This window comes from Streptomyces sp. 150FB (assembly GCF_000818195.1).
In the GTDB taxonomy this organism is placed as follows: domain Bacteria; phylum Actinomycetota; class Actinomycetes; order Streptomycetales; family Streptomycetaceae; genus Streptomyces.
Map to the genome: position 1 here is coordinate 5,863,655 of NZ_JTHL01000001.1, position 13,187 is coordinate 5,876,841.

Sequence of the window (13,187 nt, forward strand, 5' to 3'; positions counted from 1 at the left end):
GGCCGTACTGCTCGGCGGCGGGGCGGTCCTCGTCGGGATCGCGCTGGTGTGGCACGGCGACACGGCGCAGACGTCGTTCCTGGGGCTCGCGCGGGACTGGTCGGGGCGGTGCGCCCTGCTGCTGCTCGCGCTCGCGCTGGTGCCCAACGCGGCGGTGTGGGGGGCCGCGTACGCCCTCGGGCCCGGCTTCGCGCTCGGTACGGCGGCGACGGTCTCGCCGCTGGGGTCCACCGGTACGCCGACGGTGCCGCCGTTCCCGCTGTTCCTCGCGGTCCCCGACGCGCATGTCACCACCCTGAACTGGGGCGCGGCAGCGGTTCCCGTGGCGGCGGGGCTGGTGGTCGCCTGGTTCACGCTACGGCTCGCGGCGCCGCCCTTCGCCGTACGGGAAGAGGCCTGGGGCCCGCGCGACACCGCCGTCACCGCGGCCATCGGGAGCGTGGGGTGCGGAGTGCTGACGGCGGCTCTGGCGGCGCTGTCCGGTGGTCCGATGGGCAACGACGACCTGGCCGCGCTCGGGCCCTCGTGGTGGCTGGCGGGCGGGGCCGCGCTGGCGTGGACGGCGGTCGTCGGCGTACCGGCGGCGCTGCTGGTACGGCTCTGGCGGCTGCGCGGGCAGTGCAGGGAGGCCGGCCCGCTGGTCGAGGCCATGGCGGCGGGCGGCGTCAAGCCCGCGGCGTGGTGGGCGCCGTGGCGGCGGAACTCGTGGCACTGGCTGCTGGGCCGGCGCGGTGCGTACGTCTTCGCGGGCGCGGCGGAGGCGGAGGCGGAACCGAAACCGGAGGGTGGAGCCGGAGCCGGAGCCGGAGCGACATCGGAGCCAGGACCGGAAGCGGAGATCGAAGCCGAAGACGAACCCGAGCCGGTCGCCGTAGCCGTACCCGGGCCCGTACTCGTGCGAGAGCCGCCCGCCTCCGGGAGAACATCCGGAGGGGGCGGCTCGGGCAACGGTCAGGGACCCGTTACTCTTTGACGCCGAAGATCGGCACCAGCGAGTCCGGCAGCTCCGAGTTGCAGGAGAGCTGCCCCGTCTTGGTCAGCGAGTCGTTCACGCACGCGTAGTAGTCGCGGTAGGCGAGCTGCACGGTGAAGGTCGCCGCCACGATCACCAGCGCCAGCACCGCGGTCACCAGCCCGCTCACGGCCGCCGTGAGCTGCGGCCGGCCCGAGGACGGGAGCGCGCCGGGCGCCGGCGGCACCTGGGGCGCCGGGTGGCCCGACGCCTGTCCCAGTGCCGCCTGGCCCGGTGCCTGCGCCGGCGCGTGCGCCGGGAGCGGAGGCGTGGTGTCGACCGCCGTACCCGCCCGGCCGGTCAGCGCGTCGACGGACGCCGACTGCTTGGACTGGGACGACTGCTGCGGCTTGTTGCGCAGCGAGCTGACGCCCCAGTAGAGCGCGAGCGCCCCGAGCAGCAGCGCGATCTGGGGGAAGTCGAAGAGCGCGAAGAAGAACGCCCACATCCCGGAGAGCAGCGCGTACCTGGCGCGGCGCTGGGACGGGTCTGTCGGGTCCCAGCGCAGACCGCCGCGACCGCTCTCGGGACCGTCCTGGCCGCCGTTCTGACCGTTCCGGCCGTTCTGGTTGCCCGGTCTGTTCGGATTGTTCTGCCCGCTCGGCCGGTTCTGACCGCTGTGGGCGCCCGGCCGGTGTCCGAATCCGTCCGAGGAGCGTCCCGGCTGGTGGCTGCTCCACTGACTGCCCCAGGACGAGTTGTCCTGGCCGGAGCCAGGACCGCCGTCCTCCTGGCCGCCGTTCTCGGGGCGGCGAGGCTGCCACGGCTGGTCCGGCCTGCCCTCGGGCGGCGGAGCGAACGGGTTGTCGTCGGAGGGACCCGAGGAGCCACCCGACCCTGAAGAGCCACCGGACCCCGAGGCCCCGTCGGACCCCGAAGACCCAGAGGAGCCTTCCGATCCGGAGGGCGATCCGGAGGACCCCGAGGACCCTGAAGACCCCGAGGAGCCGGTGGAAGAGGACTGGCGTTCCCGTGGCAGCAGCACCAGCCCAGCGGGCTGCGGGAGGTGGAGTGCCGTGCGGCGGCGTCGGTCCGGCATCTGGTGAACGTCTTCCCCTCAGACCCAGTGCGCGAGGGTCTTGTCTCGTATGGACCGTCTGGAGACGGAACCCTGTCCCCGCACGCTACCTCCCGGCAAGGCCCCCGTCCCGTGGGGGCCGCTTGGTGTGCCGGTATCGTTGCTGACGGTCGGCCTCTTCGTAGAGTTCCCCGTATACGGGGGCGCGATTCGTTCGTACGACCACACAAAGCCGCCACCGGCCGCCCCTGAGCCGCTTCCGAGCCGCCGGGACGTGCCCGTTTGACGAGAAAGGCGCCCGCCGTGGCCTCCCCGCCCCCCTTCGCCCGCCCGGCAGCGCGACCCGAACGACCCGCACGGCTCGTCGTACTGGTCTCGGGATCCGGCACGAATCTCCAGGCGCTGATCGACGCCGTCGGCGACGATCCCGGGGCGTACGGGGCCGAGATCGTCGCGGTCGGCGCCGACCGCGGCTCCATCGCCGGCCTCGACCGCGCGGCGAGCGCCGGGCTGCCGACCTTCGTGTGCCGGGTCAAGGACCACGCCACCCGCGCCGAGTGGGACGCCGCACTCACCGAGGCGACCGCCGCCCACGAGCCCGACCTGGTCGTCTCGGCCGGCTTCATGAAGATCGTGGGGAAGGAGTTCCTCGCGCGGTTCGGGGGGCGCGTCGTCAACACGCACCCCGCCCTGCTGCCCAGTTTTCCCGGTGCCCACGGCGTACGCGACGCGCTCGCGTACGGCGCCAAGGTCACCGGCTGCACCGTCCACTTCGTCGACGACGGCGTCGACACCGGCCCGATCATCGCCCAGGACGTGGTCGAGATCCGGGACGAGGATCACGAGGACGGTGGCGTCGCGCTGCATGAGCGCATCAAGGACGTCGAGCGAAGGCTGCTCGTCGATGTCGTGGGGCGTCTGGCCCGGCACGGCTACCGCATTGAGGGACGAAAGGTAACGATCCAGTGACCGCCGAAGGTACCAAGCGGCCGATCCGCCGCGCGTTGGTCAGCGTCTACGACAAGACGGGCCTGGAAGAGCTGGCCCGTGGACTCCACGAGGCGGGCGTCACCCTGGTCTCGACCGGCTCGACCGCCGGCCGGATCGCCGCCGCCGGCGTGCCCGTCACCAAGGTCGAGGAGCTGACCGGCTTCCCCGAGTGCCTGGACGGCCGCGTGAAGACGCTGCACCCGCGTGTGCACGCCGGCATCCTCGCCGACCTGCGACTCGACTCGCACCGCGAGCAGTTGGCCGAGCTGGACATCGAGCCGTTCGACCTCGTTGTCGTGAACCTCTACCCGTTCCGCGAGACCGTCGCCTCCGGCGCGACGCCCGACGAGTGCGTCGAGCAGATCGACATCGGCGGCCCCTCGATGGTCCGCGCCGCCGCCAAGAACCACCCGTCGGTCGCGGTCGTCACCAGCCCCGAGCGGTACGCGGACGTGCTCGGCGCCGTACGGGACGGGGGCTTCGACCTGCCGACCCGCAAGCGGCTCGCCGCCGAGGCGTTCAAGCACACCGCCGCGTACGACGTGACTGTCGCCTCCTGGTTCGCCGACGACTACGCGGCGGCCGACGACTCGGGCTTCCCCGAGTTCCTCGGCGCCACCTACGAGCGCAAGAACGTGCTCCGCTACGGCGAGAACCCGCACCAGCCGGCCGCGCTCTACACCTCCGCCTCCGGGGGCCTCGCCGAGGCCGAGCAGCTCCACGGCAAGGAGATGTCGTACAACAACTTCACGGACACCGACGCCGCTCGCCGTGCCGCGTACGACCACTCCGAGCCCTGCGTCGCGATCATCAAGCACGCCAACCCGTGCGGGATCGCGATCGCCGGCGATGTGGCCGAGGCGCACCGTAAGGCCCACGCCTGCGACCCGCTGTCCGCCTTCGGCGGGGTGATCGCGGTCAACCGTCCGGTCTCCGTCGCGATGGCCGAGCAGGTCGCCGAGATCTTCACCGAGGTCATCGTCGCCCCCGACTACGAGGACGGCGCGGTCGAGGTGCTGGCCCGCAAGAAGAACATCCGCGTGCTGCGCTGCCCCGAGGCGCCCTCGGCCACCGTCGAGGTCAAGCCGATCGACGGCGGTGCGCTGCTCCAGGTCACCGACCGGCTCCAGGCCGACGGCGACGACCCCGCCAACTGGACGCTCGCCACCGGTGAGCCGCTGTCCGAGGCCGAGCTGCGCGAACTGGCCTTCGCCTGGAAGGCGTCACGCGCGGTCAAGTCCAACGCGATCCTGCTCGCCAAGGGCGGTGCCTCGGTCGGCGTCGGCATGGGGCAGGTCAACCGTGTGGACTCGGCGAAGCTCGCCGTCGAGCGGGCCGGCGAGGAGCGCGCACGGGGCTCGTACGCCGCGTCCGACGCGTTCTTCCCGTTCCCCGACGGCCTGGAGATCCTGCTGGACGCGGGCGTCAGGGCGGTCGTACAGCCGGGCGGTTCGGTCCGCGACGAGCTGGCGGTCGAGGCGGCGAAGAAGGCCGGAGCGACGATGTACTTCACCGGGACGCGGCACTTCTTCCACTGAGTCACCGACTTCCACTGAGCCACCGACCCGGGAACGCGCCCGGGAACGCAGAAGGCCGTAATACCCGTCCTCCGGACGGGCGTTACGGCCTTCGTGCCATGAACGTGTTTCAGTCAGCGTGTTCCGCCGAACACGCCCGTCAGTACTGCTGCTGCGGGGCGCCCTTGAACCACGCGGCGCCGTCCGACTTCGCGACGAAGATGATCGCGAGGATGCCGAGCACGAGGTGCACGATGCCCAGGACGAAGCCGAACGGGTAGATCGCGAGGACGATCGTCAGGGCGCTGTAGACGATGATGGCCGTACGGAGGCCACCGCCGCGGTTCTTGATCTTGACGGCCAGCACGATCGAGACGACGACCCAGATCAGCGCGATGACGGCCATGGTCCACAGGATGCCGTTGGACTTGTCCACCAGGTCCTGGAACTGCGAGTTGTCCTGCAACTCGTCGTTGTCCTTGGCCGCGTTGAGGGCGACGGCGGCGATGAAGAGGAACACGGCGCCGACCAGGCTCAGGCCGCCGAGGACCCAGAGGAAGACGCGGGTCGCCTTGACACCGCCCGGCATCTCGGCCGGTCCCGTCGGGTAGCCACCGGCGCCGTACGGCTGGACCGGGGGCGCCTGCGGGTAGCCGTAACCGGGCTGCGCCGGGGGCTGCTGGCCCTGCGGGTAGCCGTATCCCGGCTGCTGCGGGGGCTGGCCGGGCTGACCCGGTTGCCCCGGCTGGCCCGGCTGCTGTGCGTAGGGATTGTTCGGGTCGCCGAAGCTCATTGCGGGATTCCTCCGTCGGTGGTGCGGGGACGACGCGACCCACGTGGAGGCTTCACAAGAATGAGCGGTCTGCCCCCCGACGCCGGCCGCGCTCTGCGCGGACATCGTGGTATTGAATGCGACCTCCTGTCCACCCGTTTCGCGTATGCGTTGTATAAGCGCAACATCAGAACGGGAAGCCGCACGCGGGCCGGTGAGGCCGGGGAACAGTCAGCTTCCGGGCTTCTTGATGACGATGGTGTTGGCGATCCGGTCGTGCCAGCCACGGTTCCTGTCGGCGCTGTCCCAGAACGGCGACAGATAGACCAGCAGCGTGCCGATCCCGCAGAAGAAGCCGCCGACGGCCGGGATGATCCAGCGCACGAAGCCGGGACCGACGCCGGGCTTCTCGCCGGTCGACTCCTTCACAACGCGGACACCGAGCACGAGCTTGCCGAGCGTGCCGCCGGCGAGGGAGACCATCAGCCACTCGTAGAACAGCGTGGTCAGGCCGATCACGGCGAACGCGGTCGCCAGACCGGCGAACAGGCTCCCCGCGCCGTTCGACTGGAGGTTGTCCTGGAGGCACTGCTGGTACGTGGGCGAGTTGGCGTCGCAGGCCGCTGTGGCGTCCTTCACGGTGGTGACGGTTCCCGTGATGCCTATCGCGATGAGGATGCCGTACACGATGCCGATGGCGACGCTGTCGATGAGGCGGGCGGCGAGGCGGCGGCCCATCGAGGCCAGCTCGATGTTGCCGGGGAGGCCCGGCGTCTGCGGGTAGCCGTACCCGGGCTGGCCGCCGTAGCCGGGCTGAGCGCCGTAGCCGGGCTGGCCTCCGTACTGCGGGCCGGGAGGCTGCTGCCCGTACGGGGGGTTGGGGGCGCCGAAGCTCATCTGAGGACGTTCCTCCGTGCTGGATGCGGGCGCGTATGTGATCATCCGCGCGCCATATCGTCCGGCTGCGGGTGACCTGCTGTCCAGGTTCCGGGTACAGGCGTTGCACAAGGGAAACCTGCTGCTGGGCGGGTTCACTCTTTTGTGTGATTGCTCGGTAGACATGCAAGGGGACGGGGCCGGAACGCCGGAGGGAAGACCGGACGGGACACCGGATTGGAACAGGGGAGGGGTCATCCGCGAGGATGGGTGCATGAGCGCCCAGATTCTCGACGGCAAGGCCACCGCAGCCGCGATCAAGTCCGATCTGACCGCCCGCGTGGCGACCCTCAAGACCCGCGGCGTCACGCCCGGCCTGGGGACGCTGCTCGTCGGGGACGACCCAGGCAGCCGCTGGTACGTCAACGGCAAGCACCGCGACTGCGCCGAGGTCGGCATCGCCTCCATCCAGCGCGAGCTGCCCGACACCGCCTCGCAGGAGGACATCGAGGCCGTGGTCAGGGAGCTGAACGCGAACCCCGAGTGCACGGGCTACATCGTGCAGCTCCCGCTGCCCAAGGGCATCAACACCAACCGGGTGCTGGAGCTGATGGACCCGGAGAAGGACGCCGACGGGCTGCACCCGATGAGCCTCGGCCGGCTGGTGCTGAACGAGACAGGGCCGCTGCCCTGCACCCCGTACGGCATCATCCAGTTGCTGCGCCACCACGGCGTCGAGATCAACGGCGCCCATGTGGTCGTCGTCGGACGCGGTATCACCGTCGGCCGGTCGATCCCGCTGCTCCTCACCCGTAAGTCCGAGAACGCGACGGTCACGCAGTGCCACACCGGCACCCGCGACCTGTCGGCGCAGCTCAGGGAGGCCGACATCATCGTCGCCGCCGCCGGGGTGCCGCACATCGTCAAGCCCGAGGACGTGAAGCCGGGGGCTGCCGTCCTGGACGTCGGTGTCAGCCGGGACGAGAACGGCAAGATCGTGGGGGACGTCCACCCGGGCGTCGCCGAGGTGGCCGGCTGGATCTCGCCGAACCCCGGCGGCGTCGGTCCGATGACCCGCGCGCAGCTCCTGGTCAATGTGGTCGAGGCGGCCGAGCGCACGGTCCAGGCCGGGCACTGAGTCACCGACATTCGGGAAAGGGACGGAACCCCATGGGTGCTGGTACGAGCGCGGGCGACGCGGGGGCGCAGGACGCCCCGAACGTGTCGGACGCGTCAGCGGTGTCGGCGGTGTCGCCGGTGTCGCCGGCTCCGGCCGTGACGGCGGCGATGTCCGGGGATGCCGCCCCCGCGCCCGCCTCAGGGCCTGCGGGCGGTGCGGGGCCGTTCCCGGCCGGCGGCATCGACCCCGTGGTCGAGCCCGAGGCCGGCACCGTGGCCGACCCCGGGGACGGTGCCGGGATCGGTGCGGCGCCGGGGATCGACGATTCGGACCGCATAGACGCGGACCCGGAGGTCGTCACCCAGAGCACCGCACGCCCCGAGGGCGGTGGCCGGGCGGCGGCGAGCGACGCGTCGGCCCCCGCCAGGCAGTGGCCGCTGCTGAGCGTGGGTGGTCTGACGGCGCTCGGCCTGGTGATCGTCGGGCTGCACCCGTTCAGCGAGGCGTTCCGGATCGGCACGATAATGGTCGGCATCGCCCTGATCGGCGCCGCCGTGCTGCGCCGGATGGTGCCCTCGGTCGGCATGCTGGCGGTGCGTTCGCGCTTCACCGACATGATCACGTACGGGCTGCTCGGTCTGCTGATCGTGATGCTCTCGCTGATGACCCAGCCGAGGCCCTGGCTGGAGATCCCGTTCCTGGAGGACATCGTCCACTCGACCGTCCCGTAGGCGGGTTCACGGGTTTCACGGCTTCACGGGTTCACGAGTTCGCGGGCTCCGGCGCGCCGTCGAGTATCTTGATGGCGAGATATATCGACGGTTCTCCGGCCTCCTCGGTCGACGGCATGCCCTCGCCGACCCGGCCGCCGGAGCGCGAGAAGGACGGACGTGCCACCCCATGGCCAAGATCAAGGTAGCCAACCCGGTCGTCGAGCTGGACGGTGACGAGATGGCCCGGGTCATGTGGTCCGCCATCAGGAACCGGCTGATCCTGCCGTACCTGGACATCGATCTCGCCTACTTCGACCTGGCCATCGAGAACCGCGACGCCACCGGCGACCAGGTCACCGTCGACGCCGCCAACGCCGTCAAGGAGCACGGCGTCGGGGTGAAGTGCGCCACGATCACGCCGGACACGGCGCGGGTCGAGGAGTTCGGCCTGAAGGCGATGTACCGCTCGCCGAACGGCACCCTCCGCAACATCCTCGGCGGCGTGATCTTCCGCGAGCCGATCATCCTCAGCAATGTGCCGAGGCTGGTCCCCGGCTGGACCAAGCCGATCGTCATCGGCCGGCACGCCTTCGGCGACCAGTACCGCGCCACCGACCTGGTGATCCCGGGGCCCGGCACGCTGACCATGACGTACACGCCCAGCGACGGCGGCGAGCCCGTCGAGGTCGAGGTCCACGAGTTCCCCGGGGCCGGGGTCGCGCTGTCGATGTACAACCACGACGACTCGATCAGGGACTTCGCGCGCGCGTCGTTCCGCTACGGCCTCAGCCGCTCGTACCCCGTCTACATGTCCACGAAGAACACGATCCTGAAGAAGTACGACGGCCGCTTCAAGGACATCTTCCAGGAGGTCTTCGACGCGGAGTTCAAGGCGGACTTCGACGCCAGGGGCCTGACCTACGAGCACCGGCTGATCGACGACATGGTCGCCTCGGCGCTCAAGTGGGAAGGCGGCTACGTCTGGGCCTGCAAGAACTACGACGGCGATGTCCAGTCCGACATCGTGGCGCAGGGCTTCGGTTCGCCCGGCCTGATGACCTCGGTCCTGATGTCCGCCGACGGCCGCACGATCGAGGCGGAAGCCGCGCACGGTACGGTCACCCGCCACTACCGCAGGTACCAGGCGGGGGAGCCGACCTCCACGAACCCGATCGCCTCGATCTTCGCGTGGACCCGTGGGCTCGCTCACCGGGGCACGCTCGACGAGACACCCCGGGTCAGCGCGTTCGCCGCGACGCTGGAGCGGGTGTGTGTCGAAACCGTGGAGAGCGGCCGGATGACCAAGGATCTCGCGTCGCTCATCGGGCCGGACCAGGCATGGCTGACGACCGACGAGTTCCTGGCGGCCGTCGACGAGAACCTCCGGAAGGCGCTCGCTGCCGCCTGATTACCGGGTGCGGCTGCGTCTGTGGTGTCTGCCGCCGGGACCTGAGAGGTGCCCGGGGCGCGTGGTGCGGACGATACGGAGGTGACCGTTCCCGCCCGGTGTGATCATCGGGTGACGGGTGCGAGACTGTGCGTGACCGAAGCCGCTCGGTACGACCGATGCGAGGGGGACGCACGTGGCGGAGGAACTCGACCCTGCGCGACTCGACCCGGGTCAACTCGACCCGGAGCCCGAGGAGTTCGCGGACCGGATGCGGCGCCTGCGGCGATTGCGGCGGCTCGTCGACGGCAGCGGTCTGAGCGTCGCGACGGTGGCGGACAGGACCGGCTACAGCGAGACGGCGTGGGAAAGCTACCTGGACGGCCGCTCCGAGATACCCGACGGCGCGCTCCACGCGCTGGCCGATGTGACCGACACGCGCACGCTGTGCCCCCGGGACAAGGGTGAAGGGCGGCGCCGGGGCCACGGCGGGCGTAACGCGGCGATCTTCGCCACGGGGCTGGCCGGCGCGCTGCTGGTGCTGGCCGCCGCCGTGCTGCTGACCGATGTGGGCGGCGTGAGCGGACACAGCGAGGCCGTCGCGAGGCCCGCGCCCGCGTCAGCGCCCCCGGCCGTATCGCGACCCCCGTCCCTGTCGCCGTCCCCACTCGCGTCCCCCTCCACCTCAACGGACCCGCTCCTCCCTACCGTTGCGAAGTGCGCCGGCGCCACCTGTGCCGGCGGCGACCCGCAGGCCATGGGCTGCGCCGAGGGCGCCGCCGAGACCGTCTCCTCGGCCGCCGTCGGTACGGCGCGGGTCGAGCTGCGCTACAGCCGTACCTGCGGGGCGGTCTGGGCCCGCGTAAGCCTGGCCGTTCCCGGCGACAGCGTGCGGCTCGCCCCGCGTACCGGGCCCGAGCTGAGCAGCGCGGTGGACGCCGGCGGGGAGGCGTACACGCCCATGGCCGTGGCCCAGGACCCGGCGGGAGCGAGGGCGTGCGCCCGGCTCGCGACCGGCGAGGACGGTTGTACGGCGGCCCCGGCCCGGCCCGGGGTCCCGGGTCGGATAGCCTGATCGCCGGATATCTCTTCACGTCAAGATTCGGATCTGAGGACCAGCGCCGGACCGGAAACGCCGAGATGTTCCGCACCAGGGGAGGGACCCCCACCGCCAGCTTTCTTATGTCTTACGGAGATCGCCATGACCCGCACTCCCGTGAATGTCACCGTCACCGGCGCGGCCGGCCAGATCGGCTACGCGCTGCTCTTCCGCATCGCCTCCGGCCACCTGCTCGGCGCGGACGTGCCGGTCAAGCTGCGTCTCCTTGAGATCCCGCAGGGGCTCAAGGCCGCCGAGGGCACCGCCATGGAGCTCGACGACTCCGCCTTCCCGCTACTCAGGGGCATCGAGATCACGGACGACCCGAACGTCGCCTTCGACGGCGCGAACGTGGCCCTGCTGGTCGGCGCGCGTCCCCGTACGAAGGGCATGGAGCGCGGCGACCTGCTCTCCGCCAACGGCGGCATCTTCAAGCCGCAGGGCAAGGCCATCAACGACAACGCCGCCGACGACATCAAGGTCCTCGTCGTCGGCAACCCGGCCAACACGAACGCGCTGATCGCCCGCGCCGCCGCGCCCGACGTACCGGCGGGCCGCTTCACCGCGATGACGCGCCTCGACCACAACCGTGCCATCTCGCAGCTCGCGCAGAAGACCGGCGCAGCCGTCTCGGACATCAAGCGCCTGACGATCTGGGGCAACCACTCGGCCACCCAGTACCCGGACATCTTCCACGCGGAGATCGCCGGCAAGAACGCCGCCGAGACCGTGAACGACGAGGCGTGGCTGGCCGACACCTTCATCCCGACCGTCGCCAAGCGCGGCGCCGCGATCATCGAGGCCCGTGGCGCCTCCTCGGCGGCCTCCGCCGCCAACGCCGCGCTGGACCACGTACACACCTGGGTCAACGGCACCGCCGACGGCGACTGGACCTCCATGGGCGTCGTCTCCGACGGCTCCTACGGTGTGCCGGAGGGCCTGATCTCCTCCTTCCCCGTCACCACGGCGAACGGTACGTACGAGATCGTCCAGGGCCTGGACGTCAACGACTTCTCGCGCGCCCGCATCGACGCCTCGGTGAAGGAGCTGGAGGAGGAGCGTGACGCCGTGCGTGAGCTGGGCCTGATCTGAGTTCCGTCTGACAGACGCCCGCTCCGCCGCCTCACCGCTCGCTCCCGCAGCACAGAAACGCCCCCGGCCCACGCCGGGGGCGTTTTTCGTGTGCCGTACCTGTTGAGCGGGCCGAACCTGCCGATCGCGCCGGGCTGTTGCGTACCTGCGCGCGAATGTAGTACTTCTTATACATGAGCGAGCAGGTCCACAACAGGCTGTCCGTCGTCAGGGCGGAGCGCAAGGTGTCCCGCCAGGAACTGGCCGAGGCGGTGGGAGCCCACTACCAGACCGTCGGCTACATCGAGCGGGGCCAGTACAACCCCAGCCTCGACCTGGCATTGAAGATCGCGGAGTTCTTCGGCCTCCCCGTGGAGGCCCTGTTCTCCCTCGAACCCTTCAGCCCGCTCACCGACGAGGTCTACGGGAGGAAGCAGCGATGACCGCACGAGAGATGACGGCACCAGCGACCGCGTACGACCGGCGCATGCGGGCGCTGATGAACAAGGGCGCGGCCAGGGCCCTCCACTCCACCGCTCCCCGCAGGCGCGCCACCGTCTGCGCGCATGTCGCGCTGACGGTCGCGGGCGCCGGCGCCTGGATCGCGACGGTCTTCCTCGACCGGACATGGGCGGTGGTCGTGCTGGCCGTGGTGCTGCTGCCGTGGTGCGTCGCCACCGGCGTGATCAACTCGGCCACCCGTGGCCTGCTGGAGCTGCGCGGCCGGGTCCTGGACGAGCGCCAACTCGCCGAGCGGGACCGCGTCCTGGCGCGCTCCCACCGGGCGACCCTGCTCCTGCTGCTGGCCGCCGCGCTGGTGACCGGTTCGATCGGCTGGTTCGGCGGCGGACGGGTGGAGACGGCGCTCGCGCCGGTCCTGGTCGCCCTGCTCGTGGTGCACTGGCTGATGCCGCACTGGGTGGCCGGTCTGACGATGGTGGACGAACCGGCGGACGAGTGAGCGCCCCGAGGAGCGAGCGCACCGAGGAGCGAGCACGCGGGTGAGTGAGCACGCCGGAGTGAACGCCGAGGCCATGGAGCGGACATGGACGATGATGGGTTGATGCTGATCCGTATCGAAGTCTCCGATCTGCCCGGCCGCGCCATCGGCCCCGGGCCCACCTTCGGCGGAGTGACGAACGTGCATGTCGGGGTCCAGCGCAAGGACCACCCGGACGAGGTGCTCGATCCCCGCCCCGGGGACGCCGGATCGGCGGCCTGGACGCTGGAGTGCGCCGCTTCGGCGGGCGCCGAGGGGATCGAGATCTCCGGCCGCTACGTGCAGAACCGTTTCGGCGGACGGTTCGTCTACCTCTCGTGGGGCACCGTGGACGAGGTCGGGCTCTTCACGATGTTCCGCAGGGCCAAGCTGATGCTGGGCGCCGTCGAGCCGAAAGTCCTGGAGGCGGCGACCCGTACGGGCTGCCTGACGGCGAAGCTCGGCCTCACCGACCCCCAGGGCCACCCGCTGTGCGGCGCGGTGCGCCCGCCGCTCGTCGCCTGGTCGGCGACCCGGCGCTAGGGCCTGTCTGACAAATCCCGCCGTCCGCCCGGAGGGCGGGCTCGCGGTGGTCGGTGCGTGCAATCGCAAGGCGGAGGATCGTCCTCGTAC

At 71.0% G+C, this 13,187-nt stretch carries 15 protein-coding genes; 11 read left to right on the plus strand and 4 right to left on the minus strand.

Features of this window, described 5'->3' with window-relative positions; all coding sequences use genetic code 11:
* A partial coding sequence (locus QR77_RS45355) for a DUF6350 family protein (protein ID WP_236710802.1) occupies positions 1 to 973 on the plus strand: 973 nt, incomplete at its 5' end.
* On the opposite strand, the gene QR77_RS25330 is transcribed toward QR77_RS45355, so the two are convergent.
* Positions 963 to 2,051, minus strand: coding sequence for a hypothetical protein (locus tag QR77_RS25330; protein WP_052489045.1), 1,089 nt, complete (start codon positions 2,049 to 2,051; stop codon positions 963 to 965). The two genes, QR77_RS45355 and QR77_RS25330, sit on opposite strands and share 11 nt — an antisense overlap.
* A 282-nt stretch (positions 2,052 to 2,333) precedes the next feature.
* On the opposite strand from QR77_RS25330, the gene purN reads away from it, so the two are divergent.
* A complete protein-coding gene (gene purN, locus QR77_RS25335) occupies positions 2,334 to 2,999 on the plus strand; it encodes a phosphoribosylglycinamide formyltransferase (RefSeq protein ID WP_052489046.1) in 666 nt (221 codons plus the stop codon).
* Positions 2,996 to 4,558 carry a bifunctional phosphoribosylaminoimidazolecarboxamide formyltransferase/IMP cyclohydrolase gene (purH, locus tag QR77_RS25340; protein ID WP_040024395.1) on the plus strand — a complete coding sequence of 521 codons (1,563 nt, stop codon included), beginning with the start codon at positions 2,996 to 2,998 and terminating at the stop codon, positions 4,556 to 4,558. The genes purN and purH overlap by 4 nt, the downstream gene beginning before the upstream one ends.
* 139 nt (positions 4,559 to 4,697) lie before the next feature.
* Here the strand turns inward: purH and QR77_RS25345 are convergent, their stop codons facing one another.
* Positions 4,698 to 5,330 carry a hypothetical protein gene (locus QR77_RS25345; protein WP_040024397.1) on the minus strand — a complete coding sequence of 211 codons (633 nt, stop codon included), beginning with the start codon at positions 5,328 to 5,330 and terminating at the stop codon, positions 4,698 to 4,700.
* Between the two features lie 210 nt (positions 5,331 to 5,540).
* A complete protein-coding gene (locus QR77_RS25350; protein WP_040024398.1) occupies positions 5,541 to 6,206 on the minus strand; it encodes an RDD family protein in 666 nt (221 codons plus the stop codon).
* A 253-nt stretch (positions 6,207 to 6,459) separates the two neighbouring features.
* Between QR77_RS25350 and QR77_RS25355 the strand changes: the two genes are divergently transcribed.
* Both QR77_RS25355 and QR77_RS25360 read left to right on the plus strand, forming a co-directional pair.
* A complete protein-coding gene (locus QR77_RS25355; protein WP_040024399.1) occupies positions 6,460 to 7,323 on the plus strand; it encodes a bifunctional methylenetetrahydrofolate dehydrogenase/methenyltetrahydrofolate cyclohydrolase in 864 nt (287 codons plus the stop codon).
* Between the two features lie 32 nt (positions 7,324 to 7,355).
* Positions 7,356 to 8,036: a DUF3017 domain-containing protein gene (locus QR77_RS25360; RefSeq protein WP_040024400.1), complete on the plus strand. Its 681-nt coding sequence runs from the start codon at positions 7,356 to 7,358 to the stop codon at positions 8,034 to 8,036.
* A gap of 31 nt (positions 8,037 to 8,067) precedes the next feature.
* Here the strand turns inward: QR77_RS25360 and QR77_RS49840 are convergent, their stop codons facing one another.
* Positions 8,068 to 8,202 carry a hypothetical protein gene (locus QR77_RS49840; RefSeq protein ID WP_269084339.1) on the minus strand — a complete coding sequence of 45 codons (135 nt, stop codon included), beginning with the start codon at positions 8,200 to 8,202 and terminating at the stop codon, positions 8,068 to 8,070.
* Positions 8,203 to 8,205: 3 nt separating this feature from the next.
* On the opposite strand from QR77_RS49840, the gene QR77_RS25365 reads away from it, so the two are divergent.
* The 6 genes from QR77_RS25365 (at position 8,206) to QR77_RS25390 (ending at position 13,097) form a co-directional block, all read left to right on the plus strand.
* Complete coding sequence (locus tag QR77_RS25365) at positions 8,206 to 9,426, plus strand: NADP-dependent isocitrate dehydrogenase (RefSeq protein ID WP_040024401.1); 1,221 nt, start codon at positions 8,206 to 8,208, stop codon at positions 9,424 to 9,426.
* 175 nt (positions 9,427 to 9,601) lie between these two features.
* Positions 9,602 to 10,480 carry a DUF2690 domain-containing protein gene (locus QR77_RS42405; RefSeq protein WP_052489047.1) on the plus strand — a complete coding sequence of 293 codons (879 nt, stop codon included), beginning with the start codon at positions 9,602 to 9,604 and terminating at the stop codon, positions 10,478 to 10,480.
* A 126-nt stretch (positions 10,481 to 10,606) separates the two neighbouring features.
* Positions 10,607 to 11,596, plus strand: coding sequence for a malate dehydrogenase (locus tag QR77_RS25375; protein ID WP_040024402.1), 990 nt, complete (start codon positions 10,607 to 10,609; stop codon positions 11,594 to 11,596).
* 173 nt (positions 11,597 to 11,769) lie between these two features.
* Positions 11,770 to 12,018, plus strand: a complete 249-nt coding sequence (locus QR77_RS25380; protein ID WP_040024403.1) for a helix-turn-helix transcriptional regulator — start codon at positions 11,770 to 11,772, stop codon at positions 12,016 to 12,018.
* The gene (locus tag QR77_RS25385; RefSeq protein ID WP_040024404.1) at positions 12,015 to 12,536 is read left to right on the plus strand and encodes a hypothetical protein; all 522 of its coding nucleotides are present in this window, start codon (positions 12,015 to 12,017) and stop codon (positions 12,534 to 12,536) included. Before QR77_RS25380 ends, QR77_RS25385 begins: the two co-directional genes overlap by 4 nt.
* 84 nt (positions 12,537 to 12,620) lie before the next feature.
* Positions 12,621 to 13,097, plus strand: coding sequence for a DUF5990 family protein (locus QR77_RS25390; RefSeq protein WP_236710803.1), 477 nt, complete (start codon positions 12,621 to 12,623; stop codon positions 13,095 to 13,097).
* Positions 13,098 to 13,187 lie beyond the last annotated feature (90 nt).